Here is a 25,751-nt window from a genome sequence, read left to right on the forward strand (position 1 = left end):
TTCTTGTAATTGGAGCAGGTCCTGGTGGATATTCTGCTGCATTTAGATGTGCTGACTTAGGTTTAGATACTGTTTTAGTAGAAAGACACCCAACTTTAGGTGGAGTTTGTTTAAATGTTGGTTGTATCCCTTCAAAAGCATTACTTCATGTTGCTAAAGTTATTGATGAAGCTGCACATATTGAGCATGCTGGTATTAAATTCCCTAAACCAGAAATTGATTTACCAGGTGTAGCAGCATATAAATCAGGAGTTGTAAAAAAACTTACTGATGGTCTATCTGCTATGGCTAAAATGAGAAAAGTAACTGTTGTTCAAGGTGTTGCTAAATTTGTAGATGAGCATACTGTAATTGTAAATCATACAGATAAAGAGGGTGAACAAACTAAAGTTTCATTTGATAATTGTATTATTGCAGCTGGTTCTCAGTCTTCTAAAATGGGATTCATCCCTCATGAAGATCCAAGAATTTGGGATTCTACAAATGCACTTGAAGTAAAAGAAGTTCCAAAAAGACTACTTGTAATGGGTGGTGGAATTATTGGTCTTGAAATGGCTACTGTTTATCAAAGATTAGGGTCTGAGATTGATGTAGTTGTTAGAGGTCCTCAAGTTATGACAGGAACTGATAAAGATATCGTTAAGGTATATACAAAAGCAAATGAGAAGAAGTTTAACTTTATGTTTAAAACTCAAACTCAAGCTATCATTCCTAAGCAAGAGGGTATCTATGTAGAGTTTAAAGGTGACAATGCACCTGCTGAACCTCAAACTTATGATGCAGTATTAGTTGCTATGGGTAGAACTCCAAATGGATTAAACATAGGATTAGAAAATACTGGTGTTGAAGTTGATGATAAAGGGTTTATCTCTGTAGATAATCAAATGAGAACAAAAGTTCCTCATATCTTTGCTATTGGTGATATTATTGGTCAACCAATGCTTGCTCATAAAGCAGTACATGAAGGTCATGTAGCAGCAGAAGTTATTGCAGGTCACAAAGTATTCTTTGAACCTAAACAAATTCCTGGTATTGCATATACATTCCCAGAAATTGCAACTGCTGGTATGAGTGAAATTGAAGCAAAAGAGGCTGGAATCAACTATGAAGTTGCATCATTCCCTTGGTCTGCTTCTGGTAGAGCATTAGCTTCAGATGTATCTGAAACAGGTATGACAAAACTAATCTTTGATAAAGACACTCATCAATTAATCGGTGGTTCTTTAGTTGGTGAAAATGCAGGTGAATTACTTGGTGAAATTTCATTAGCTCTTGAGATGGATTGTGATGCTGAAGATATTGGATTAACAATTCATGCTCACCCAACTTTACATGAATCAGTTGGTATGTGTGCAGAAATCTTCCACGGAAGTATTACTGATTTACCAAACAAAAAAGCTGTAAAGAAAAAATAGTTTAAACTATTTAAACAATTTGAAATAAGCCTATCTTCTTTTGTGAAGGTAGGCTTTTCTATTAATGCATATCTCTTAGTGGATTATGTTTAAGAATTTCTTCTAATTCAGAAAATTGAGTTTCTGGAATTTTGTCAAAATCTAAATCTTTTAATGTATTTAGTGCTAATATTTTTATTTCTTCTGGCATATGAGGTACTTTCTTTATTCTTTCAAGAAACATTTCTTTTCTTTCCTCTTTCGAATAAGTAGATTTATACAAATCAAAAGTTTTTATATGATTAATTATTAATCTTCCTATAACTTCTTCAATTTTAGAAATAACTTCTAAAATAGTATGATCAAAACTAGTATATTCTTTTTTACCACTTTTATTTGGAATAATAGGTGGTGCAATTAATATTGGTATTTTGTCTGTAAAATTTATTGCAGAACTAATGTCATATCCACGATGAATAATTGAATTTCTTAATTCCCTTAGATAGTTATAGTTATTTTCCCCAGTATTTTCTTTATTGAAAGAAAATGCAATGTAAAGTTCTTTTTTGAAATTTTTATTATTTTTGTAAGTAGGTTCTAAAAGTACTTCTATCCCTGACATAAGTGATACAAAATAATTGGAATAAGACATTCTAAGTTCATGTTGTTCTATAATATTTAAAGGTGATTTTATTTGAAGTGCTTTATTTAAATTGTAGTTTTTAGATTCGAAATAGTATTTTAAAGCAGATATAATTTCTTCATTTTTATACTCACCTATTGCAAAAAACTCTTTTATCATATAATCTCCATAATCTATATATATTTATTTTATTTAAATTTCTTTAAAACCCATAGCTTTTTGTAATGCTTATAAAACATTATATTAATAAGTGCACCAATACAAGCTAAAAGTGTATCTTTATGTGCATCCCAAATATCTCCTTGTATTCCCAAGAAAGCCATTCCTAATTCAGGGTAGAAAGTAAATGCTGCAAACCATTCTACTAATTCATAAATTGTAGCAATACAAACCACTAAAGAAAAAGAAAAAAATAGGGCACTTTTTAAACTGTTTGAATAAATAACAACTATCTCAAACAAACTTCTAAAAACAAGTAGTCCAAAAAGAAAATGTACTACTCTATCAAAATGATTTCTTTCAAAACCAAAGAGTTGTGTTATAACATTAAAATACTCCATTTGGGCATATGTAAAATGAGCACCAAGTGAGTGTAAACTTGCAAATATTAAAAGGAAAAAGATACTTAAAAGAGTGAATTTGTATTTTATATCAGACCAAAGTACAAATGGGAAAAGTAGAAATACCAATATATTTTCTAAAAACCAGTCTTCTGGATATTTAGGATTTATTGCTAGAATAATCCAAATCAATATATAAATACTATAGATGATTTTATGAGACTTTGCCATTATATCTCCTCTTTTTAAAGTATACTCTTTTCTCGTTGACTTTATAATATATTTCAATAAAAAGAAAATTATGATAAAGTTTATTATGAAACATATTTTAATATTACTACTACTTACAAACTTTTTATTTTCTTATGATAAGAGCTTTTCATATAGAAAATATATCCATGTAAAGAAGTTTTATTCTTCTTTGGTAAAAGAAACCGTTGATATAGCTTTGAAACACAATATGCCACCAGCAGCTATCTTAGCAATAGCAAGTGTTGAGTCAGGATATGGAAGAGGTTATGTAGCTTCTATTTCTGGAAATATCTTAAGTCTTGGAGCAAATAAAAATGATAAGGCTCTACCTTCTTTATATTTACCTAATACTAAAGGGCCATATAAAGTAATATACAATAAAAAAGAGATAGCAACTTTTTCAAAAGATGAATTAGTATGGAAGCAAAGACCAAAGAGTCTTAAAAAAGATTATAGACCAAAAGGTATAGCTGGTACTACTACAACCCTTGATTACTTTGATTATAATAAAGATGCAAAGAGAAAAGCAAATCTTAAAAATATAGAAGAGTTTTGTACCCTTTGGATAAGTTATGAAAATCGTTTTAAAGCTTTTAATGGTGCAAGAGTCTTTTTAGATGAGCAGGTTAAAAAATATGGCAAAGAGATACTTTTTACAAAAAAGCTTAATGAAGAGTTTATAAATCATATTGGTGGAAAGAAAAACTCTTTTAACTACAGAAAAACTTGGCCAATAAAAGTAATCAAAGTCTTAGAAAAAACAGGATTAACTAAACTTACAAAAGATATTTACAAGAATAAAAGCTTTGATGAAAGCTGGTAAATATTTCTTTTTAATACAGCTTAAGTAAAATAATATATAATAAAGTATTATAAATTATTAGGAATATTATGCAAGTATCAAGAGTTGGAAATAAAGAAGAACTAAATCAAGTACGAATAGATGATATAAAAAAACCTATTACGGAAACTAAATTTGATGACTTACTAAATCAACTAGATGTAGAGCTTTTAGACGAAGAAAAAGAACTATTTCAATCAATTATTGTAGATAGAAGAGTTTCAAAAGATGAATTAAATACTTTAAGTTATGAAGAGGTAAAGAAACTTAAAGAGATAGTTTATAGAAGTGATTTAGATGGTAAATTTTTGACTGATTCTTTAGTTGTATTTGAAAGTTTGGATATGGCAGCTTATTTAGAAACACCAAATTTAAGTGATGATGACAACTTCAATAAAGCCGTATTTGAGATGTTAAGAAAGTTAAATCTTTCTCAAGAGGAAGGTTTAAGCCTTATTAGAGAACTTGGTGACTTTGTTGATAGTGAAGAAAAAAGAGATTTTGAAAATAGACTTTCAAATAGTCAATATGACTCAGGGGTAAGATATAAAGTGCATATGGGAAAAGATATGCAAGAGTTTATCTCTAACCGACTTGAGGAGTTAAATAGAGGTTTAGATACTACAAATGATGAGATAGTAAAAGAAGACTATTTATATTTAATTAATATCTATAACAAAATAGACTCAAAGTATAACTCTCTTAAACAAAAAGATGAAGCTTATTTAGAACAATATACAAGAGACACAAAACCAAACCCTATATATAATCAAGACGTAATAAATCTTTATAATGATGTTGTAAAAGAACATGAAGAAAAAGATAAAAAAGAGTTTGAAGAGCTTTTAAAAAAACTTGAGATAAACAATTTATCCCAAGATGAAAAAGAGAAGTTTAGGCTGATTTTAGAAGATAAAGAGTTCTCAAATATTGAAATGGATAGCTTAAGTTATGAACAGATGAAAAAAATAAGTCAGCTAATATCTCAAAAAGATTCAAATAATATTCCTATAGAAGGTACTTCTGTTACTTTAGGAAGTAGAACTTCTGCACTACTTAAAGCAGTAACTGCAACTGATGATGATAGTTTTAATAAAGCTTTATTTGAAAAGGTAAAAAGCTTTAGTACCATGGAAGAGATAAATAACTTTTTACTACCTATTTTGCATCATATTGATGAGCAGTTAAAAAGATTTGATGAGATCATAAAGTTAAATATGGATGAAGTCTTAAATGACTTAATAAATGGATTTAAAGAAGAGTACAACAAAGCAGAACATAAAGAGATAAAAGAACATTATGAAAGTGTGATTGAAGAGTATAGTGATTTTAAAGAGTTCTATGAAAAGATAAAAAAAGAGGATGAAAGCTTATAGTATTTTCTTTGAGTAAGGTGTAATTGACTTTAGTGTACAATCACTTTTTAAAACAAAATATATAAAGAGCATCATGATACAACTAAAAAATCTTTCAAAACATTTTGGTGAAAAGACACTATTTACAGATTTAAATTTAATATTAGGACAAGGTCAAAGAGTTGGTCTTGTAGGAAGAAACGGTACAGGTAAATCTACACTATTTAAACTTGTTTTAGGTGAAGAGCAAGCTGATGATGGGGAGATTTTAATTCCTAAAAACTATAAAATAGGGGCTTTAAAACAGCACTTGGTTTTTACAGAAAAAACTTTAGTGGATGAAACAGCTTTAGCTTTAGCAGAAGATGATAAATACTCTATTTATAAAGTAGAGAAGATACTTTTTGGTTTAGGGTTTTCCCAAGAAGATTTACAAAAAGATCCTTTATCTTTCTCTGGTGGTTATCAAATTAGGATAAACCTAGCAAAACTTTTGATTACAGAACCAAATTTATTACTTCTAGATGAGCCTACAAACTACTTAGATATCCTTTCTTTAAGATGGTTAAAAAACTTTTTAAAAAGCTTTGATGGGGAAGTGATACTTATTACTCACGATAGAGACTTTATGGATACTGTTTGTACACATACAATGGGTATTGTAAGACAATCCTTATTTATGCTTGAAGGAAGTACTCATAAGTTTTATGCTCAACTTGAAGCAAATGATGAACACTATGAAAAACAAAAAGAAGCACAAGATAAAAAAAGAAAAGAGCTAGAAGAGTTTATTGCTAAAAATAAAGCAAGAGCTTCGACAGCTGCACAAGCTCAATCAAAAGTTAAACTTTTAGAAAAAATGGATGAGATGGATTCAATTGTAGATGAAGCAACTTTAGAGTTTGACTTTAACTATAAAGATACTCCTGCAAAGGTTTTACTTGATGTAAAAGGTTTAAGCTTTGGATATAAAGAGAATGAGATACTTTTTAAAGATATCTCTTTTACTCTAAAAAAAGGTGAGACTTTAGGAATCATTGGTAAAAATGGTAAGGGTAAATCTACACTTCTAAATAATATTGCAAAAGAACTAAAACCACTTAGTGGAACTATTGATTATCATGGAACTACTACTTTTGGGCACTTTGGGCAAACAAATATTTCTCACCTAAATCCAAACAATACAATCATGGATGAAATCTATGTTTCAAATGCAAAACTTCCTGAAGCCACTGTAAGAGGTATTTGTGGTTCTATGATGTTTAGTGGAGATGATGTTAAAAAGAAAATTTCACTTTTATCAGGGGGAGAAAAAAGTAGGGTGATGCTAGGACAAATCTTAGCAAAAGATGTAAATCTTCTATTTCTTGATGAGCCTACAAACCACCTTGATATGCAATCAATTGATTCACTTACAAAAGCTATTAAAAACTTTGAAGGTTCTTGTATCATTGTAACTCATAGTGAAGAGTTATTAAGACAAGTATGTGATAGACTTATTGTTTTCGCAAAAGATGGAGCTGATTATTTTGATGGAACTTATGATGAGTTCTTAGAGAAAATTGGTTGGGATGAGGAAGAAGGTGAAGAACAAAAAGAGAAACCAAAACAACCAAAGATAAATAAAAAAGAGAACAAAAAGCTTAGAGCTTCGATTATTCAAGAAAGAAGTAAAGAAACAAATCCTTTAAAAAAGAAGATAGAAAAGCTTGAAAACTCTATTATGGAAATAGAAGACCATATTGAAAAACAACAAGCAGAACTAATCCAAGCTTCAAATCAAGGTGATAATAGCAAGATTATAGAGCTGTCTCAAGTTATCAAAAAACAAGAAGATGAAGTTGAGCTGATGTTTGAGTCTTTAGAAGAGAATCAACTAAAATTAGATGAGTTGATGGCTTTATATGATAAGAAGTTAGAAGAGATTTAGGGAGTGGAACTATTTCATAGTTGGCAATATTGTTTGAGGCCATACTAGATTAATTTTAAATTTATGACTTAAAAAGTAATTTTTGTTGTTCAAAAAGTCCTTAGAGTTTGAGCGAATCTCTAAACTCTATTTCTTGAATACTTTTGGGAACAAATTATATCTCTAAATAAAAGTATAAAGCCAATAAGTTAGATTTTCTAATTTTGTTCCAAAAGTAAGAGGTTGGGTAACGATTAAAATGAGCCTATTAAATAAAACTAATGGCCATCTCAACTTTCATAAATTTCATCTTTTATATTTATTAATACAATATTTTCCATATTAGCTAGTTCTTTAGCTCCACTAGTGAACCCTATTAAAGATACAACGATTGTGTTTGGATTATCAGGGTGATTCTGTCTAATACCAATCATTTCTCTAATAACTGCTACACCAACATTTTTAGTATATTTTTTTACTTGTACAATTGTTGGATTCTTATTTTTATCATTGCCTACTAGATCAATACCTCCATCAGCAAAGTATTGTGTTACTTTCAAATCGTACCCTTGTTTATTTAACCAAGTGGCTACTGCATATTCAAACTTTTTAGGATTTAGACTTTTCCAAGTATTATAGTTTTCTAACTGTTTTTCAAAAGATGATTTTACTTTATTTAAATTATCAGTTTTATTTTGAATCAGAGACTGTTTATATTCTAATAATTCTTTTAATTTATTAATATCTGCCTTTTTATCCTTTCGCCAAGTCTTATAATTCCAATCAATCATTAATAAAGCAGGTAAACAAAATAATATCATTCCCCAGCCATAATTAATTGATAAAGCAATAAATATAACTAAAATAATTGATGCTATAATATTCTTTGTGAAGTTACCTTTTTCTTCTCCTGCCCAATATTTCTCTTCATTAGTAAAATGTAAATATGCACCGATAGGAAGTTCTTCTAAGGTCTTTGTCTTACTCCATTTATATAATAAAATATCGTTTTGTTTAATTACTCTAAGATATTTTGCATTATATTCAATTATATTATCATTTATTTTTGTTTCTTCTTCTACTTCAAGTAAGTAATCTGTTTTATATCTACTATTGGACTTAATATGATTTTGAAATCTCATCTTAGTTATCTTGCTTAATTTATCATTCAAATCAAGAATTACTAATTTTTTATCGCTTATACGTTCTATTGCTACAAACTTCCCACTGGAGTTATATTTATAAATTTGATACCTTTTAAATGTCATTAATCTTATTTCTCCTAAAATTTATCTTTTTTCTTCTAATATCATAGACGCTGTTTTCCAATAATCTCTTTTATTTTCTTTCATAATAGTTACATTTTCTAGTATTTCTTTCATAAACAAATTATTAAGCTCATCTTTTTATGGTTTGTTCTTCTTTATAATATGCCTAATATATTATAAATAATTCTATTGGTAAACTAATAGATATCTCATTTAAGTAAAAAAGATATTTTAAGATAAATAGAACTATAAAAGTAGAATTAGTATTCTGATAAACAACAGAGAATAAAACATAAAATTATGGACGAATTGTTACAAATATAGATTATAAAAAATGTATCTTATTGAATATGCTCCAAATCTCAACTCTATTTTGAACAAGCTTTCTGTTAGTAAAAATTATTCAAAAAGTAAGAGGTTTAGTAACTTAAAGTTTATCTTGAGAAATAAGTTACCTTTAGGCTACTTATTTCTCTCTAAGTACTTGTTAAACTTTTATACATTTTAGCCAAGCAAATTTTCCTACAATAGAGTTCTCGTCTATATTCTCCCAAATGAAATCAAAATTAAAAGTATTTTTCAATTTGTAATGATTTCTAAATGAACTCAAATTACCACTATGTCCATTTGAAGTGTTAAATGTGTTGTCTCTTTTGGTACTTGCATTGAAGTATGGTTTTTCATCTGTAATCATAAAAAAATAGCCATTAATAATATGTTTATTATGTTCTTTTAAATAAGATAATCTTGCTATATCTTTATAAATTTTTTTTCTAGTTTTTGTTTGATTTGAATTTCCACTTGCTGATTTCATTGGTGCTTTGAATTCAATTGCATATTTATTATCAGGTTTTTCTAATTCATAAACAAGTAAATCTAAATATTTATCACTGCTATCAACTTTTTCATATACCTTAACTTCAAAATCAATAACAATATTACTACAGTTATACAATTTTGATAGTTCCATTGCAAATTTAAAAACAAGTGTTTTTTCAGATGATATTTAAATAACATCAGACTTTTCAATTTCTATTTGAATGTTATTCCAAGTTTTTTCAATGTTTTTTGATAATCTTTCACTCATCTAAATATCTATCCTTATGCATGTCTAACACTTACTTAATCGGAAAATATAGTTAGCTAAAATGTTTCATGAAGTGAAAACAGCCAACTGTATTTTTCCATTTGAAGTTCTTGTTAAATCTCGTTGTCTATAGCATCCCAGTAAACTCTATTAAGTGAACCGCCCCATTGAATTGGTAGAAGTTCAATCCAACCAAGAGCATAAAGAATTGTAATAATACCAATACCAAATGCATCGCCTTTTACTTCTTCAATTGCTAAGCTCGCCGAATAATCCTCATCGTAAAAAAGAGCGCTTTTAATCCCATCTGGTCCAATGTTCACAGTTTGAGTTGCTACTTTATCTTCCCCTAGAATCATAAGATCTGGGTTGTTAGAATCTACCGTAACTTTATCAGGAAAAAAACCATTCGAACTTCTAGAAATAATGGCACAAAAAGGCTGATTCTTCCGTTTAGGAAAATTCCTTGGCCAGTCCCTAGTTGTATGATTATAAATAGGACCATTTTTTTCAAAATCAGGGTTGATTTTTGCAGCTCGCTCTAAAATAAGGCTCTTGACCTTTCTGACTTGAGATAATGCTTTATTAAAGACATCTTCATCATTTATAGAGTTTTTACATTCAATATAAGAATATACAGCTTCAATTGGTATTTCCTGTTTGATAGAAAAATCATTCCCATACATTGGTCTAAGTACAGGGAAAGACATTTTATCAAAAATAATAAGATCATCTCCAGCAGTTTTTCCATTTTCACTAACTACAAACCCTCTACAGACACCAAATCTCTCAGGCAAAAAATCTGATAATAAGTAGCACATGGCTATTTCAAATTCATCTCCTAAGTCAAAATTATAGATAGCTTCAATATCATTTAATCTTGCCTTGACTTTCTTTGATAAACGTTGAATGTATCCATTATAACTACTCATATATACCCTTTAGATTTAACTATTTAATAAACATACATTATATATAAGATAGCCTGAAAATGAATAATAACATGCATAAAGTGTTGTGTATTAAAATAATGACAAAGACCTTAAATAAGACAATTATAAAAATCTTACACAAAAACATTCTAGTATGAAATATTTTTCAATAATTCTAATCTTTTAGTATAATTTATATAGATTAAGGTGATATCGTGATAAAGCTGCAACATGTTAAATATATTGGAAGATGTACTGTCGTTAAAAACTTGATACAAAGATGTGTTATAAAAATAAGTTCAACAACCTGTTATATTTGGCAATCTTTAGCTTTAGGGTAGAAATACGCAGCACCGCCATAGGTGACTACAAATACTATAAGGCTTATGATAGAGTTACTAGTAAATAATTGTGTAATAGTTACTGCAACTACAGCTAATGAAAATATGATAACTAACTTGATTATAAATTTATAGGGTGTACATTGTCCTAGCATTTGAACCTCATATATATTTTTAAAAAGTATATCAGAATAGTCTTCAGATTTAATTCTCTTCTATTTACTCTCTTTAATACTAGATATTAAGCTTGAAAGAGTACTTATTAAACTAGTATGCTCAACAGGTTTTTGAAGTATATGTGTTACACCTATTTCATTTAGTTGAGCTATCTTTTCTTTTTCAGTATGTGCAGAAATCACTAATACTTTTTGTTCTTTGTTTATTTTAAATATCTCTTTGCAAAGTTCTATTCCATCAAGTTTTGGCATACTTATATCTGTAATTACTAAGTCATAAAAGTTATCATTGTCTGTTTTGTGTTTTTTATACTCTTCAAGTGCTTCAAAGCCATTAAAACATACATCAATATTGGAAAAAAAGTTCTCAAATAGTTTGTTTAACTGTTCTCTTACATCAAGATTATCTTCAATAAAAAGTATTTTTAACCCTTTACTAAACTCTACTAATTCTTTTAAACTTTGCATTTTTTTCCTTTATTTTTAGATAGGTAAATCAATTAAAAATGTTGCTCCATTGTTTTCATTGATAACTTTTAGATTACCTTTACAGTGGTCGTTTATTATGATTCTACTCATATATAAACCTAATCCTGTGCCATCTTTATCACTTTTTGTTGAGAAGTATGGGTCAAAGATTTTTTCTATAAGAGACTCTTCTATTCCACCACCATTATCTTGAATTTTGATAATAATACTATGGTCATTTCTTTTATAGGTAGTGATACAGATTTTTTTATTTGGAATATCTTTTTCTGTTAGGATATCTTCTGCATTTTTTATGATATTTAAAATAACTTGTTGTATCTCTGTTGCATAAGAGAACAGTGTTAAGTTCTTTTCTAAGTCTATTTCTAGTTTAATATTTTTTGATTCAATTGAAGTTTTTGTAATACTTATTGATTTTTTAATTACCTCTTCTAAGTCAAACTCTTCTTTCTCTTTATCTGTTTTGAAAAAGTTTCTAAAGTCATCAATAGTAGAAGAAAGATGTTTTGAATACTCTGTTATTAAAATCAGCTCTTCTTCAAAGGACTTTTTATTTACTTTATCTTCAATCATAAGTTTTACTAGAAGATTATTTGTAGTAGCTGAGATTGCTGCAAGAGGTTGTCTCCATTGGTGAGCAATCATAGAAATCATCTCTCCCATTTGAGCTAGTCTACTTTGTTGTATTAGTTGTTTAGTACTATTTTCATTTTTTCTAATCTCTTTTTTGATTCTCTCTTCTAGGTTTGCATTTAACTCTTCAAGTCTTTGTTCTAATATTTTTCTATTTGAAATATCTCTAATAACTGTATGAATTACTCTTCTATTTTCAATCTCAATTGAAGTTAAAACTATCTCTACCCATACTTTTTTCATTTGATAGTTATAAAGTACTGCTTCAAAACTACTAACACCAAAGATTAAAACCTTTTCTAGTTTGTTATCAAATAGTCTTTCAGAAGAAGTGTTATCTGGTTGATACTCTGGAGCGATATCATGTAAGGGTTTATTTACAATCTCTTTTTTAGTAAAACCTAAAACATTTCTTGTTGATTCATTACAGTCAGTTATGATTTTGTCTTTTATAATTAAAACACTATCTGATGATTTGTTATATAGAGTCTCAAAAAGAAGTTTTTGTTTTGCTAACTCTATTGTTTTTTCTTCAATTTGATTATTTGCTTCTTGAAGTTTTCTATTGTGTTTATTTAAAATAGTTTGTCTGTAAATAAATACTGCAAAAACAATAATTGTTATGATGATTATTTGCCAGATTAGTTTATAATCAAACCCTTCTGTAATAGATACAGCCGTCCATTTATTAAAAATCTCTCTGTGTTCATCTTCACTTACTTTATCAAGGGCTTTATTTAAAATACTTAATAAAATATCATTGTTTTCATGTACTGCCATATTTACAGAGTAAGTCATATTTGTATATCTTGAAATATATAAGTTTTTTAAAGCGTATTTTGACATATAATATGAGGCAATAGGTAAAGGCTGAATGGCAAAGTAAGCATCACCTTTACTAACTTTTTCTAAAGCTTCTCTATGGGTTTTTGTAATAAGAATATTTAAACTTGGATTAGCACTCTTTAATTTACTGATTAAAAAAGAGTCATACTTTACAGCCATTGTTTTATCAAGGATTTCTTGTAATCCAGAAACAACAGATTCATCTTTTTGAGTAATAATTGCAAGTTTATAGTTTAAATAAGGTCTTGTAATACTTGTAAAATCTTTTATATCTTCATCATTTGTAACAGTTGGGATAATATCACATTGTTTGATTTTAAGAAACTCTTTTGTCTGTTCCCAAGAAACTGTTGGAATAGGAATAAACTTAATATTTATCAGCTCTTCTAGCTTTTCAAGAACATCAATAGAAATACCTTTTACTCTTCCACCTTCTTCAAAAGAGATAGGTTTTAAATCAGAGATATTACACATCCTAATAACTTTTCTATTTTTTAGGTATTCAAGCTCTTCTTTATTTAAAAAAGAGGCTTTCTTTCTTTTTACTTGTTTATTTGTACCAAACCATTTTCTTTTTAGTTCTAATATCTCTTCATCGCTAACACTTTTTTGTGCTTTTTTTAGTATATCTCTTAATATTGTTTTTTCTTTTGATGTTCCAATTGAGATTAAACTAACCATTCTATTATCATCAACAAAACTTGTAGGTGTAACTCCTGAGATATTGTTTGTAGTAATTACATAATCAAGTACATTTTTCTTTCCTACTGTTGCATCTGCTTTTCCTAAAGAAAGAAGTTTAAGTGCTTCAAGGGAATCTTTTACCAACATTTGGTTTATGTCAGGATAGTACTTTTCAATAGCTTTTTGAGCAAAAAAGCCTTTTGGCATGATTATTGTTTTACCCTTTAGTTTTTCTAAGCTATCTATATACTCATTGCCATCTTTTACATAAATGGCATTTGCAGCAGTATGAAAAACAGAAGTGAAGGCAATATATTGAGAACGTTTTTTATTTTTTGAGATATTTATAATTGCATCTATCTCATCTTTTTTAAGCATTTGTAAGAACTCATCCCACGAAGGACCAGTTATATATTTAACTTCAGTATCAAGTTTTTTAGCCAAAAGATTCATATAATCAATAGAAAAACCTTTTGGTTCTCCATTTTCAAAGAAGTTAAAAGGTGGCCAATTTAATTCATTGTGTAATCTTAAAGGAGAATTGTTTTTTAAAAACTCTTTTTCTTTTGTTGTTAAATCTATTTCACTATCTGAATATAGAAAGTTAAGAAATAATAGAAAAGTTATAAGATATTTACTTATTTTAATCATGTTGGTTTAATTATATATTATTTTAGATTAATTCCTATTATAGTCAAGATAAGAGTACCTTAAAGCTTTTTAGAGATAATTATGTAAAAGAAATATTTAAAGGGAAAGAATGAATTTTTTTACAGCTGATATTTGTGATGAACATCCAGACAAAGTACATGTACTTGATAATGAATTTAAAAACTATGGTGCAAAAGATAAAGTATGCGCACAAGTTGTAACAGTAAAGCTTGATAGAAATAATAGTGAGCTTATTAAGATTTTAAGAGATGAAGATGGAACTGGTAAAATAGTTGTTGTTGATGTTGACGATGAGTATTTTGCAGTTGTTGGAGAAAACTTAATGAAGTTTGCCCATGGAAATAACTATGAAGCTATATTAGTAAATGGTTATGTAAGAGATACTGAGCAAATCAAAGATATTCCTGTAGCACTTTATGCAAGGGGAACTTGCCCTAGAAAGTATATTCCTGTAACCGAAGGTGAAAGAAATGTTGAACTATCTTTTTGTGGAGTACAGTTTAATGATGGGGATTATGTTTACGCAGATGTAGATGGAATAATTCTAGCAAAAGAGAAGATTGTCTAATGTATCTTTTTGGTTTTGGTTCTTTGATTAATCTAAATAGTGCCCAAAAATCTTTTGAAAGAGAACTTAGCTATAAAGATTTAATTCCAGTTAGAGTAAAAGGTCTTAAAAAAGTTTGGAACTCTATTGAGCAGATTAATTTTGATGGCAAAGATACAAATGGAGTATTTTTAAATCTTCAAAAAGATGAAAACTCTTCTACTAATGGTGTAGTTATTAAACTAAGCCAAGAAGAGTTTGAAGTTTTAAAACAAAGAGAAAAGAACTACTCTCAAGTTATAATCAAAGCCCAAGATGTTCAAGGAGCAAATCTAGATGAAGATGTTATTGCTTTTATGACTACAAATGAAGAGAAGCTGGCAAAAGTAGGAGATGAAAATACTTATATTCCTGCTAAGTATATTGATATTTTAACAGCAGCTTTTGAACACTATGACGAAGAGTTTGTAAATGAGTATAAAAAAGAAGCTTTAGAAGAGTTTCCTTTCCCTTTAAAGCAGGGTGTTTATAAGTTTTCAGACCCTTTACAAAACAAGTTAGCTAAAGAGGGTATTAGAAAATAGATGATTCAAAATAAGTGTACTATATACTCTTCCACTCTATATAAAACAAATAGAGAAAAACAAAGTGATGCTCTTATTACTAAAAAAGGCAATTGTTTAGATATAACCTTTTGTGAAGAGGATGACTTCGATAAGTTTGAAGAGGACTTAAGCTCTTTATGTGGGAACTCTTTTTCTTATTATTTTAAGAAAAGAGTTTCATCTTCAATAATCTCAATAATCTCAATAGTTGTAATAATGTTTGCTTTCCTTTCTGTATCTATATATGAAGACTTACTTAAAAAAATAGTTTTTGAAATGCCTTTTGAATGGGAAACAAATGATTCTATTGCTTTAGGTTTTGTTTTACTATTTTTATTTGGACTTTTTTTAATGCCATCAATTTTAGAGGCAAAAAGAAGTGAGTTTAAAAACATACTAGCTTCATGGTTAAATAAGGATATTAAAAAACAAAAAAGAGTTTCTCTTGCTTTTTCACAATATGATAAAAAGACTCAAATAGATATATACAATATTGACTTATTAGAAAAAGAGCATTGGGTTTATCAAATCTTATTGAAAGCCTTATTTAAAAAGTTCTCAAATATAAATATTCATGTTAGAAATGATGAAGTAAAGAAAATAGAAAAAAGATTAAGTTCTTATAATATAACTAATATAGAGATAGTAAAAGAGAAATCAAAAGCCTTTACAAAAGATATAAACTTTCTTTTCTCTTCAAGGGAACAAAAACTAAACTCTTTATTACAACTATGTTCTACAAAGAAATTTAATACATCTTTGGTTTATGTATCATTAGAGCTTTTTGAGTATTGTGGTAAAAACCTATTAGAAAGCAATGAGAAGAATGAACATTTAACTTTTGGTTTCCAAAACTTTATAAATAGAAGTTTTGATGATTTTAAGTTTTTAAGACAAGAAGACTCTTCAAGGATATACTTTACTAATAACTTCCATTTTAAGGTTTTAAGTGATGAGCAAAGAAGATTAGCTTACTTTTTAAGAAATCATATAGAAGAGTGTATTGAGTATTTTGATAATCCTATTTCATTATTGATTTTATATAACTATGTAAAAGATATTGTATTAGATGAAAGAAGAGTTTTAAATATCTTAGAAAGGTTTATTGTAACTGTTGAAAAGAGACAACAGTATAAGCTTATAGATGAGTACTGGTTTGATATAGCTGGAAAGATGTTTGATTCATATGATTTAAAAAGTTTTGAAACTACAAAAGAGTCTATATATAGAAAACTATCTGTTGAGAGTCTAAATCTTCTTTTAGCTTTATTTGAAAGAAATGGTTATTTTGAACAAGCTATTTTAGTGGCAAAATATCTTTATGAAATAAATCCAAATAAATACTCTGTACTAATCTCATCTTTATATGAAAGAATGGGATTGTTTGATGAAGCCTTTTCATATTTACCAAAAGAGTTACAAATAAATGAAAATAAAAAGCCAAGTGAAATAGAAATAAAATACTTACAAAGAAAAGCATGGATAATAGTAAGTCAAAGAAAAGAAGAGTTAAGACAAGAGGGTAAAGAGACTTTAGAAAAACTATTTACTTTAATCTCTTCTCATAATGAAGATAATGAACCAATTTGGTTATGGCACTATTATAATATCAAAGCAAACTATGAAGAGTGGGATTGTAACTTTGAGGAAGCTATTAAAAACTATAAAAAGTGTCTAAGTATTCCAACTCTTGGAGCATTTGAGTATGGAGCTACTTTTGTTAATATGGCTATTGCTTATAGATTTACTTATCTAACAAGTACTAAACAAAAAGACGCTAGTATTATACAGAAGTCAATATATTATGGAAAAGTAGGTTTACAACTAAAAGAATCAGTAGGGGATAGAGATGAACTTCCTGTGGTTCAACACAATCAAGCTTTAAATATTTTATATAAAGAGTTATACTCTATTCAAAAAGAAGATGAGCTACTTAATGAAGCTTTAGCTTATACAAATGAAGCAATAGAGATTTTAGATTCAACAGGATCTATTAAAAGACTTGGAATGATACTTATGGAAAATATTATTTGTAAACAACTGCTTCAAGTAGATTTTGATGATATTGTAACTAGATTGAAAGAACATTTAGTTAACTTAGATGATAATGAGTTAAAACAGCTATTAAACCTATACAAAGAGTTTAAAAAAGCAAATAAAATAACAGCTATTAATTTTTTGGAAAATGATTAAGGGGAATCAATGGACTATATACGTAATACAATTAATTTAAGTGAGGGAACAGTAGAGGAAAAAAGAGAGGAGATTAAAAAGTATTTTTTACAAACATATGAGTTGGATGAAAAGCTTTTTGATTTATTAAAAGATAAAGAGCATATATTTAAACAACCAAATAGGCTAAGACACCCACTTGTATTTTATTATGGACACACTGCAACTTTTTTTATAAATAAACTTAACATAGCAAATATTATAGATAAAAGAATAAATAAAACATATGAATCTATCTTTGCAATTGGTGTTGATGAAATGTCATGGGATGATTTAAATGATGAACACTATACATGGCCAACTTATGAACAAACAAAAGCATATAGAGATGAGGTTAAAAAGTTAGTATTAGAACTAATAGATACTATAGAGTTTACAATGCCAATAAACTGGGATAGTCCAATGTGGATTATCTTAATGGGAATAGAGCATGAGAATATTCATATAGAGACTTCATCTGTATTATTAAGAGAGCTAAATTTAAAATACTTAAAAGAAGAAGAACTATTTACTTACTGTAATGAGTTTAGTGACTCTTTTCCCAAAAATGAACTAGTAGAAGTTAAAGGTGGTGAAGTAATACTAGATAAAGATTATGACAATCCTATCTATTATGGATGGGATAATGAATTCTCTTTTCATAAAGCTACAATTAAAGACTTTAAAGCTTCTAAATATTTAGTTTCAAATGGAGAGTTCTTAGAGTTTGTAAAAGAGGGTGGTTATTCAAAACCTGAATACTTTACAAAAGATGGAGAAGAGTGGTTAGAGTTCTCTAAAGCTAAGCATCCAACTTTCTGGGTTAAAAAAGAGGGAAGATATTATCTAAGAGAGATTAATAGAATAGTTCCATTACCGTTAAATTACCCAGTTGATATAAATGTTTATGAAGCAGAGGCTTTTTGTAAGTTTAAAAGTGAGAAGTTAGGTTTTGAAGTTAGACTTCCAAGTGAAGATGAGTTTTATAGATTAAATGATTATGTTAAAGCTCAAAGCCAAGAAGCCAATATAGGACTTAAATACTTTAATCAAACGCCAGTAGATAAATATAAGATGGGTGACTTCTATGATGTAGTTGGAAATGTATGGCAATGGAGTATTACACCAACGTATCCATTAGATGGATTTAAAACTCATCCTGTATATGATGACTTTACAACACCAACTTTTGATGATAGACATGCTCTTATGAAAGGTGGGTCATTTATCTCTTTAGGAAATGAGGTTCTTAGAAGTGCAAGATATGCCTTTAGAAAGCATTTCTTCCAACATGCAGGGTTCAGATATGTTCAAAGCTCAAATGACTATAGAACGCAATTAAATGACAATGTATATGAGACAGATGAACAGATTTCTCAATATTGTGAATTCCACTATGGAGAAGAAAACTTTGGTGTAAGAAACTTCCCTAAAGCTAGTGTTGAGTTATTGAAACCATATTTTGATGAAATAGACTCAAAAAAAGCACTTGATTTAGGATGTTCTGTAGGTAGAAGTACATTTGAATTAGCAAAACATTTCGATGAGGTACTTGGAATTGATTTTAGTGCAAACTTTATTAATGTGGGAGTTAAGCTTAAAAAATATGATACTTTAACATACAAAGTAGCAACTGAGGGTGAGCTTTTTGAAGAGAAAACTATCTCTTTAAAAGATTTTGATTTAGAAGATACTAAAAAGAAAACTTCATTTATGCAAGGTGATGCTTGTAATTTAAAAGAGTTATATACAGGTTATGATTTAATTTTCTGCTCAAATTTAATTGATAGATTATATTATCCTCAAAAGTTTTTAGATGATATCCCAAATAGAGTAAATAAAGATGGACTATTAGTTCTTTTATCTCCATATACTTGGTTAGAAGACTATACTCCAAAAGAGAACTGGCTTGGTGGATTTATAAAAGATAATAAAGAGATAAAAACTTTAGATACTTTAAAGCAGAACTTAGAAGATAGATTTGAACTTGTTCAAACTATTGATGTACCATTTGTTATAAGAGAGACTGCAAGAAAACATCAACATACAGTTTCACAAATGAGTATTTGGAAAAAGATTAAATAATAAATAAAATTATAAAATAAAAGATTGTAAACTATTCTTATGAATAGTTTGCAATTAATCTCAACTAAAAAACAGTTAATATCTTTTCTTTTAATCTTACTTGCTGTTTTTACTTTCAATATTTTTTATGAATACTTCAAATATAAAGATTTTACTAAAGAAGAAGTTTACCTTGATACTTATGAAGTGTTAAATATCTATGAAAAAGATGATTTTTTAGTTTTAAAACTTCAAAATGATAAGTTAGGCTTTTTTACTTCTATTGATAAAGAAAATAGTATTGAAAAGTTAGATTTAATAACTATTGCAGTTTTATCAAAGGGTGTTTCTTTTTATGAGTTTTTAAAAGGCTTTTATAGCAAATCAATTTTTTATGAAAACATTGAAAAAGTTGATAGTTTTAAAACAATGCTTTTTCATAAAATAAATACTCTTCATAAAGAAGAAAAAATACAAGAGCTATTTAATGCTCTATTTTTAGCTATACCAATTTCTAAAGAGAATAGACAAATATATACTGACTTTGGAATCAGCCATCTCATTGCTATTTCTGGTTTTCATCTTTCTATTATCTCTTTTATTATTTTCATACTTCTATTTTATCCATACTCCTTTTTTCATGGAAAATATTTTCCCTATAGAAATAAAAAAGCAGATGTTGTTCTTATTACTATATTTGTACTGCTTTATTATTTGTATTTAACTAATTTAGTTCCTTCTTTACTTCGCTCTTTTATTATGTTTACTTTGGCTTTTTTGTATTTACGTTCAAATATTAAAGTATTTTCCTTTGAGTCTTTAGTAATTACACTTTTAATCATACTCTCATTGTTTCCTAAATATCTATTTTCTATTTCTTTATGGTTTTCTATTTCTGGAGTATTTTATATCTTTTTATATATTCATTATTTTAAAACTTTGCCAAAACTAATTTCACTAGTCTTCTTTAACTTTTGGATATTTTTTGTTTTTAATCCTATTGTTCATTTCTTTTTTCCAAATACTTCTTATGAGCAGTTGTTATCTCCTTTTTTTACACTGTTTTTTACGCTTTTTTATCCTTTTGAAATAGTTTTACATCTAATAGGCTTTGCTTCTTTTCTAGATGAGTATATTATGATGTTTTTAAACTATAAAATTGATATCTATGAAGTTTCAACAAATTGGCAGTTTTTTATAAGTTATGTACTATTGAGCCTTTTTAGCATTTATAGTAAAAAGTCTTTTATTATTTTGAATATTTTGTTAGCAATATTTAATATTAAAATCTTTCTCTAAGTATAAATAAATTAAAATTTATTTAAAAATAATATTTAAATCATAATATTTGGCAAAGTTAAAAAATAGGAGAGAACTATGTCCCAACCTAATTCATGCTCATTTGACAAAAACTATTTAGCAAGTACAACAATTTTATTTATTGAAAATAATGATAAAATAAGATTTGAGACTTCAGAAATTTTTTCAGCCTTTTTCAAAAAAGTATTAGTTGCAAAAGAAGTAGAAGAGGCAATAAATATTTACCAAGATAATAAAGCAAGTATTGACATCATAATTACAGATGTAGATTTTCCAAACTACAGAGGAATTGATTTATTATCTCAAATTAGAAGTATCAACTGGGAAGTTCCTATTTTAATCACAACTACTTTTTCAGATATGAATATCCTTGTAAGAGCTATCAAGTTTAACCTTGCAAACTATATAGTCAAGCCAATTCAATTAAATACAACTTTAAAAATCATGTCAGAGATTGTAAAAAGAAAACAACAGAAAAAAGAGCTTGCTGTTAAAAACAATGAGTTAAGACAGTTTATGGCGATTTTAGACTCTTGTAATATCATTTGTGAGATGGATTTAAACTTTAAAATTACATCTGCAAATGATGCTTTCTTGATAAACTCTGAGTTTAGCTTAGATGAGTTAATAGGAATGGGCTTTAATGATAAGCAGATTTTTAAAAGTGCAGATGCCACAGATAGAAAAATTATTGATACTTTAAGAGCTGGAAAAACTTGGGTTGGACTTAGTAAGAAGCTTACAAAGCAGGGTGCAAACTATTATACTCACTCAACTATCTTACCAATATTTTATAATGATGGAAGAATAAAAAAGTATATTGAGTTTTCTACTTTAATCTCAAAATATGAAAATGAAGTTTTATCATTAAGAAAGCATATTTATTTATTAAAGAGTGAAAACCTAAAGGTAAACACTGAACTTAAAAAAGAGAAAGACTACTATTTTCAAGTAGCAGAAAAACTTCAAGAACAAGTTGATGAAAATGTAAATAATGCTCAAAAAATACTATTTGAGTTATATGAAGTAAAAAAACAAAATAAAATCTTACAAGAGAAATTAAAAATGCAAGAGAGTAGGTTTGAAGAGTTTCAAGCAACTATGTTGTGTGGAAACTAATAAAGAAGGAATAAACCTTCTTTAAAGCATATGACCTAAATGCTCTTTTTTAGTTTGTAAATAGTTTTCATTATACTTATTTGTTTTAGTAAGTGCAGGAACTCTACTATCAATCTCTAATCCACAACTTTTTACAAAATCAATTTTTTTAGGATTATTTGTAATTAGTTTTATCTTTTTTAAATTTAAATCTTTTAGTATAAAACCAACTGCTCCATAATCTCTTTCATCCGCTTTAAAGCCTAATTTTAAGTTTGCATCAATTGTGTTAAAGCCTTGGTCTTGTAGATTATAGGCATTGATTTTATTTACAAGGCCAATATTTCTTCCTTCTTGTCTATGATAAATAACTAAACCACCTTCTTTAGAAATAAGCTCTAAAGCTAAGCCTAGTTGATTATTACAATCACATTTTAAACTACCAATTGTATCACCTGTTAGACACTCTGAGTGTATTCTTACTAAAGGAGTTTCTATGTCTTTAAAGTTTTTACTCATGATTGCAAGATGTTCTTGGCAACCATCTTTATAAGCTTTTATATCAAAACTTCCATATCTTGTAGGTAGGTTTGCAATTTGTGATTGGGTAATATTTTTTTCAACAGTTTTTTTATCATCTTTTAAATAGCTTTTAAAGAAACAAGATTTTGCACCTGTATGACAAGCTGTATTTCCAACTTGCTCAACAATTACTAAAATTGTATCATCATCACAATCAACTCTTAAGTCAATAAGCTTTTGAATATGTCCGCTACTTTCACCTTTTTTCCAGATTCTATTTTTACTTCTTGAAAAGTAGTGAACTATTTTTGTTTCAATAGTTAAATCTAAAGCTTCTTGATTCATGTATCCAAGCATTAAAACTTCATTTGTACCATACTCTTGTGTTATTACTGGAACTAGTCCATTTCCTTTTTTAAAATCAATATTCATATTTTCTCTTTTCTTTATTTTTTTATACTCTTTATTATAAAAACAACTAATGCAAAAAGTGAGCTACTTACAATAATTGAAGGTCCAGAACTTACATCAAACTGATATGAAATATAAAGACCTAAGATAGTAAACACTATTGATAAAAGTGCAGAAGTAACCATCATAGATAATAGGTTTTTGCAAAAAAAGCTTGAAATGTAAATTGGTATAGTAAGTAGGGCAATAACTAGTATTAAACCTACAACTTTGATAGATATAACAATTGCTAAACTTGATAGAATCAATATTAATGTATAGAAAAACTTTGTTTTTATTCCTCTTAAACTTGCATACTGTGTATCATATGAGACAGCTAATATATCTCTATAAAAAACGATAACAATAGAAATTGTAAGTATAAGTAAAAAGGCCATATAATATAAATCTTTATTCGTTACTGCAAGTAATGAACCAAAAAGGTAACTCATCAAATCTGATTGATATCCAGGAGTAAGATCTGCTAAAATTATACCAAAAGACATACCAACAGCCCAAGTAAGACCAATCATAATATCTAGATTTTCTCTATTCTTATAACTTGCAATGGCAATAAGAATACTAATAAGTATGCAAAATACAGAAGTAGATAAAAGCATTGGTAAACCAAAGTACATTGCAATTCCAATACCACCATAGGCACTATGGGCAATTCCCCCTGATAAGAATACCATTTTATTTACAACAACATAGGTTCCAATAATTGCAGTAATAATACTTATAATAATTCCTGCAATCAAAGCATTTTGAATGAATGAGTATGAAAGTAGTTCTAACATCGACATCTTCCTAACATTTCTAAAAGCTCAATTTCACATATGTGAGTATCAATAGATTTAAATTCATCTTTCATTGTTGTTAAATCATGGTATGTAAGTTTTCTATTTACATAAAAAGCTTTTGATGCATATTTTAAAATAACAGAAATATCATGACTAACTACTATTATTGGAATATTTTTGTTTAACTTTTCAAGGGTAGAGTAAATCTGTTCACAACCTGTTATATCTATATTTGAGGTTGGTTCATCTAGAAGTAAAATTTTTGGTTTAGAAAAAAGGGCACGAGCAATTAAAACTCTTTGTCGTTGACCTCCTGAAAGATTGGATATTTTATTTTTTGCAAACTCTTCCATTTTTACTTGTTTAAGAACTTCTATAGCTCTTTGTTTTTCTTCTGATTTGTATCCAAACAGTCTTTTAAAAAAAGAGTTTTGTCCCATCATTACAACTTCTAATACTGTGATTGGAAAGTTCAGATTTACATTTGTATTTTGAGGAACATAACCTATATTATGTATTTGTTTTAAATGTTCTTGTCCAAATATTTTTATAGAACCTTTGTTTAAATCATTTATTCCAAGGATTAGTTTAAGTAAAGTTGATTTACCTCCACCGTTTGGACCTATAATTGTCAAGAAATCTTTTTTTTGAATTTCAAAGTTTATATCTTCTAAGACCTTTTGCTTATCATAAGAGAAACAAAGGTTTTTAACTTCTACTGCATTGTCCCTTTGCATTTGCTAATTTATTCCTTAAATTAATTGCAACTTAGTTGCAAAAATGATTTTAACAAATAAATATTAAATGCGACTTAGTTGCAAAAATAGAAAAAATTATTCTTGTTTTGTTAAGTTTTAAAAAGAGTAGAGTTTAATAGTATATTATATACTAATAAACTCTTTTTTATTTGTGATAACTTTTTTTAGATAATTTCTTGTCTCTTCATAGGGAAGATTAGTTCTTAGTTTATTATAAACATCTATTGGTTTTTTACTATTGATTTTGTTTATTGCTGTTGTTCTATTTGAAGAGAATGTTTTTAGTACATTTCCTGAACCTGTATTATACGCACTAATTACACAATACTCTTTTGAAATAGGATTTGAAATACCTTTTAGATATCTATTATTTAGTATATCAATATATGCAGAACCTAATTCAATATTGTTTTTTGCATTAAAAAGATAAGAGTTCGATGGTTTCCATCTTTTACCCTTTGTATAGCTGTAGGCATCAATTCCTGCTGTACTTGGAACAATTTGCATAAGTCCAATTGCTCCTGCATGACTTACTGCAAATTGATTGAAGTTACTTTCTGTTTGAATAATCGCATAAACAAGGTTTTCGCTAATATTGTATTTTCTAGCAAATTGTTGAACAAAGGGTTTAAACTTTGCAACTCTTACATTTGCATGGTCTTTTACCATAGGAATTTCAACATAAGATACTTTTAGAGTTTTATTTCCATTTTTGATTTTTTTAGTTTTAACTTTAGAGTCAAGTAGAATATTTGCATATCTTTTTGCTCTCCATTCCCATCTAATATCTTTATTTTGGTCATCTTTAACTTCTTTATAAAGATATGGTGTTTTTCCAAGCTTTACTTCTGATGTTCCAAATAAATCAAAAGCTCTTGGGTCTTCTGGTAGTAAAAGAGTTGTGATAATTGCATTTTTTAAACTTGATTTTGTGTCTTTTTCATCAATTGTCTCAACAGTTACTAATCCTTTGTCAAAATCAACAAAGGCTCTACTTTTATAGTCTTGCATGTATTTTACATACTCTTTTGGCTGAGGGACTTTTCTATTTCCTTTTCCCCATTTCTTATCAATATTTTCAATAAGTGAAGATAAGAACTTAATATCATTTATAAGTTTTTTAGGGTTTGAAGAATAAGAAATAGCTTGAGATTTTGCTAAAGATTTTAGTGCCGCAGACGGATCTTTACTTAGAGCAGCATTTGTAATTCTATAAGCATCATGAACACTACAACCAGTAAATAAAAAGGCTAAAGATATAAGTATTGTTTTTTTCATATTAATATTATTC

Annotated in this window: 21 protein-coding genes and 1 pseudogene; 10 read left to right on the forward strand and 12 right to left on the reverse strand. The window is 27.8% G+C overall.

Annotation, left to right across the window (positions count from 1 at the left end):
* A partial coding sequence (lpdA, locus tag CRV02_RS10625) for a dihydrolipoyl dehydrogenase (protein ID WP_129090316.1) occupies positions 1-1,415 on the forward strand: 1,415 nt, incomplete at its 5' end.
* 61 nt (positions 1,416-1,476) lie between these two features.
* Here the strand turns inward: lpdA and CRV02_RS10630 are convergent.
* Positions 1,477-2,196, reverse strand: coding sequence for a hypothetical protein (locus CRV02_RS10630; RefSeq protein WP_129090317.1), 720 nt, complete (start codon positions 2,194-2,196; stop codon positions 1,477-1,479).
* A 29-nt stretch (positions 2,197-2,225) separates the two neighbouring features.
* A complete protein-coding gene (locus CRV02_RS10635) occupies positions 2,226-2,828 on the reverse strand; it encodes a DUF2238 domain-containing protein (RefSeq protein WP_129090318.1) in 603 nt (200 codons plus the stop codon).
* A gap of 70 nt (positions 2,829-2,898) precedes the next feature.
* Here CRV02_RS10635 and CRV02_RS10640 point away from each other — a divergent pair, with 70 nt between their 5' ends.
* The 3 genes from CRV02_RS10640 to CRV02_RS10650 all read left to right on the forward strand — a co-directional run bounded on the left by CRV02_RS10640 (position 2,899) and on the right by CRV02_RS10650 (position 6,975).
* Positions 2,899-3,672, forward strand: coding sequence for a hypothetical protein (locus tag CRV02_RS10640; protein ID WP_129090319.1), 774 nt, complete (start codon positions 2,899-2,901; stop codon positions 3,670-3,672).
* Positions 3,673-3,740: 68 nt separating this feature from the next.
* Positions 3,741-5,066 (forward strand): hypothetical protein, encoded by a 1,326-nt coding sequence (locus tag CRV02_RS10645; protein ID WP_129090320.1) that lies wholly within the window; start codon positions 3,741-3,743, stop codon positions 5,064-5,066.
* A 73-nt stretch (positions 5,067-5,139) separates the two neighbouring features.
* Complete coding sequence (locus CRV02_RS10650; protein WP_129090321.1) at positions 5,140-6,975, forward strand: ABC-F family ATP-binding cassette domain-containing protein; 1,836 nt, start codon at positions 5,140-5,142, stop codon at positions 6,973-6,975.
* A gap of 269 nt (positions 6,976-7,244) precedes the next feature.
* On the opposite strand, the gene CRV02_RS10655 is transcribed toward CRV02_RS10650, so the two are convergent.
* The 5 genes from CRV02_RS10655 to CRV02_RS10675 all read right to left on the reverse strand — a co-directional run bounded on the left by CRV02_RS10655 (position 7,245) and on the right by CRV02_RS10675 (position 14,061).
* Positions 7,245-8,222: a restriction endonuclease gene (locus CRV02_RS10655; RefSeq protein ID WP_129090322.1), complete on the reverse strand. Its 978-nt coding sequence runs from the start codon at positions 8,220-8,222 to the stop codon at positions 7,245-7,247.
* A gap of 487 nt (positions 8,223-8,709) precedes the next feature.
* Positions 8,710-9,177, reverse strand: a complete 468-nt coding sequence (locus CRV02_RS10660) for a hypothetical protein (RefSeq protein WP_129090323.1) — start codon at positions 9,175-9,177, stop codon at positions 8,710-8,712.
* Between the two features lie 245 nt (positions 9,178-9,422).
* Positions 9,423-10,241, reverse strand: coding sequence for a DUF6602 domain-containing protein (locus tag CRV02_RS10665; RefSeq protein WP_129090324.1), 819 nt, complete (start codon positions 10,239-10,241; stop codon positions 9,423-9,425).
* Positions 10,242-10,797: 556 nt separating this feature from the next.
* Complete coding sequence (locus tag CRV02_RS10670; RefSeq protein ID WP_129085092.1) at positions 10,798-11,226, reverse strand: response regulator transcription factor; 429 nt, start codon at positions 11,224-11,226, stop codon at positions 10,798-10,800.
* A gap of 15 nt (positions 11,227-11,241) precedes the next feature.
* Entirely contained in the window at positions 11,242-14,061 is a 2,820-nt protein-coding gene (locus tag CRV02_RS10675) for a transporter substrate-binding domain-containing protein (RefSeq protein ID WP_129090325.1), read from the reverse strand.
* Between the two features lie 109 nt (positions 14,062-14,170).
* On the opposite strand from CRV02_RS10675, the gene rraA reads away from it, so the two are divergent.
* The 6 genes from rraA to CRV02_RS10705 all read left to right on the forward strand — a co-directional run bounded on the left by rraA (position 14,171) and on the right by CRV02_RS10705 (position 21,948).
* Positions 14,171-14,650 carry a ribonuclease E activity regulator RraA gene (gene rraA / locus CRV02_RS10680; protein ID WP_129090326.1) on the forward strand — a complete coding sequence of 160 codons (480 nt, stop codon included), beginning with the start codon at positions 14,171-14,173 and terminating at the stop codon, positions 14,648-14,650.
* Complete coding sequence (locus CRV02_RS10685) at positions 14,650-15,213, forward strand: gamma-glutamylcyclotransferase (RefSeq protein ID WP_129090327.1); 564 nt, start codon at positions 14,650-14,652, stop codon at positions 15,211-15,213. The genes rraA and CRV02_RS10685 overlap by 1 nt, the downstream gene beginning before the upstream one ends.
* On the forward strand, positions 15,214-17,427 hold the full coding sequence (locus tag CRV02_RS10690) for a lipopolysaccharide assembly protein LapB (protein WP_129090328.1): 2,214 nt from the start codon (positions 15,214-15,216) through the stop codon (positions 17,425-17,427).
* Positions 17,428-17,436: 9 nt separating this feature from the next.
* Positions 17,437-19,530 carry a 5-histidylcysteine sulfoxide synthase gene (gene ovoA / locus CRV02_RS10695; protein ID WP_129090329.1) on the forward strand — a complete coding sequence of 698 codons (2,094 nt, stop codon included), beginning with the start codon at positions 17,437-17,439 and terminating at the stop codon, positions 19,528-19,530.
* Between the two features lie 39 nt (positions 19,531-19,569).
* Positions 19,570-20,808: a ComEC/Rec2 family competence protein gene (locus tag CRV02_RS10700; protein ID WP_129090330.1), complete on the forward strand. Its 1,239-nt coding sequence runs from the start codon at positions 19,570-19,572 to the stop codon at positions 20,806-20,808.
* Between the two features lie 78 nt (positions 20,809-20,886).
* On the forward strand, positions 20,887-21,948 hold the full coding sequence (locus CRV02_RS10705) for a response regulator (protein WP_129090331.1): 1,062 nt from the start codon (positions 20,887-20,889) through the stop codon (positions 21,946-21,948).
* 21 nt (positions 21,949-21,969) lie between these two features.
* Here CRV02_RS10705 and ribA read toward each other — a convergent pair whose 3' ends face one another.
* From ribA to CRV02_RS10725, 5 genes and pseudogenes are all read right to left on the reverse strand, one after another.
* A complete protein-coding gene (ribA, locus tag CRV02_RS15045) occupies positions 21,970-22,539 on the reverse strand; it encodes a GTP cyclohydrolase II (protein ID WP_258239293.1) in 570 nt (189 codons plus the stop codon).
* A 54-nt stretch (positions 22,540-22,593) separates the two neighbouring features.
* Positions 22,594-22,881 (reverse strand): annotated as a pseudogene (hisI, locus tag CRV02_RS15050) (phosphoribosyl-AMP cyclohydrolase); the annotation flags it as partial.
* A gap of 14 nt (positions 22,882-22,895) precedes the next feature.
* Positions 22,896-23,699 carry a metal ABC transporter permease gene (locus CRV02_RS10715; RefSeq protein WP_129090333.1) on the reverse strand — a complete coding sequence of 268 codons (804 nt, stop codon included), beginning with the start codon at positions 23,697-23,699 and terminating at the stop codon, positions 22,896-22,898.
* The gene (locus CRV02_RS10720) at positions 23,693-24,439 is read right to left on the reverse strand and encodes a metal ABC transporter ATP-binding protein (RefSeq protein ID WP_129090334.1); all 747 of its coding nucleotides are present in this window, start codon (positions 24,437-24,439) and stop codon (positions 23,693-23,695) included. The genes CRV02_RS10715 and CRV02_RS10720 overlap by 7 nt, the downstream gene beginning before the upstream one ends.
* A 144-nt stretch (positions 24,440-24,583) precedes the next feature.
* Positions 24,584-25,738 carry a murein transglycosylase domain-containing protein gene (locus CRV02_RS10725; protein ID WP_129090335.1) on the reverse strand — a complete coding sequence of 385 codons (1,155 nt, stop codon included), beginning with the start codon at positions 25,736-25,738 and terminating at the stop codon, positions 24,584-24,586.
* Positions 25,739-25,751 lie beyond the last annotated feature (13 nt).

Origin of the sequence: Arcobacter sp. CECT 8989 (assembly GCF_004116715.1) — a bacterium.
Lineage (GTDB): Bacteria > Campylobacterota > Campylobacteria > Campylobacterales > Arcobacteraceae > Halarcobacter.

Coding starts and splice junctions, on each gene's coding strand:
- CRV02_RS10675 (WP_129090325.1), bottom strand. CDS start 14,061: ATGATTAAAATAAGTAAATATCTTATAACTTTTCTATTATTTCTTAAC.
- CRV02_RS10685 (WP_129090327.1), top strand. CDS start 14,650: ATGTATCTTTTTGGTTTTGGTTCTTTGATTAATCTAAATAGTGCCCAA.
- CRV02_RS10715 (WP_129090333.1), bottom strand. CDS start 23,699: ATGTTAGAACTACTTTCATACTCATTCATTCAAAATGCTTTGATTGCA.
- CRV02_RS10655 (WP_129090322.1), bottom strand. CDS start 8,222: ATGACATTTAAAAGGTATCAAATTTATAAATATAACTCCAGTGGGAAG.
- CRV02_RS10640 (WP_129090319.1), top strand. CDS start 2,899: ATGATAAAGTTTATTATGAAACATATTTTAATATTACTACTACTTACA.
- CRV02_RS10650 (WP_129090321.1), top strand. CDS start 5,140: ATGATACAACTAAAAAATCTTTCAAAACATTTTGGTGAAAAGACACTA.
- CRV02_RS10635 (WP_129090318.1), bottom strand. CDS start 2,828: ATGGCAAAGTCTCATAAAATCATCTATAGTATTTATATATTGATTTGG.
- CRV02_RS10700 (WP_129090330.1), top strand. CDS start 19,570: ATGAATAGTTTGCAATTAATCTCAACTAAAAAACAGTTAATATCTTTT.
- rraA (WP_129090326.1), top strand. CDS start 14,171: ATGAATTTTTTTACAGCTGATATTTGTGATGAACATCCAGACAAAGTA.
- CRV02_RS10725 (WP_129090335.1), bottom strand. CDS start 25,738: ATGAAAAAAACAATACTTATATCTTTAGCCTTTTTATTTACTGGTTGT.
- CRV02_RS10630 (WP_129090317.1), bottom strand. CDS start 2,196: ATGATAAAAGAGTTTTTTGCAATAGGTGAGTATAAAAATGAAGAAATT.
- CRV02_RS10690 (WP_129090328.1), top strand. CDS start 15,214: ATGATTCAAAATAAGTGTACTATATACTCTTCCACTCTATATAAAACA.
- ovoA (WP_129090329.1), top strand. CDS start 17,437: ATGGACTATATACGTAATACAATTAATTTAAGTGAGGGAACAGTAGAG.
- CRV02_RS10645 (WP_129090320.1), top strand. CDS start 3,741: ATGCAAGTATCAAGAGTTGGAAATAAAGAAGAACTAAATCAAGTACGA.
- CRV02_RS10670 (WP_129085092.1), bottom strand. CDS start 11,226: ATGCAAAGTTTAAAAGAATTAGTAGAGTTTAGTAAAGGGTTAAAAATA.
- CRV02_RS10665 (WP_129090324.1), bottom strand. CDS start 10,241: ATGAGTAGTTATAATGGATACATTCAACGTTTATCAAAGAAAGTCAAG.
- CRV02_RS10720 (WP_129090334.1), bottom strand. CDS start 24,439: ATGCAAAGGGACAATGCAGTAGAAGTTAAAAACCTTTGTTTCTCTTAT.
- CRV02_RS10705 (WP_129090331.1), top strand. CDS start 20,887: ATGTCCCAACCTAATTCATGCTCATTTGACAAAAACTATTTAGCAAGT.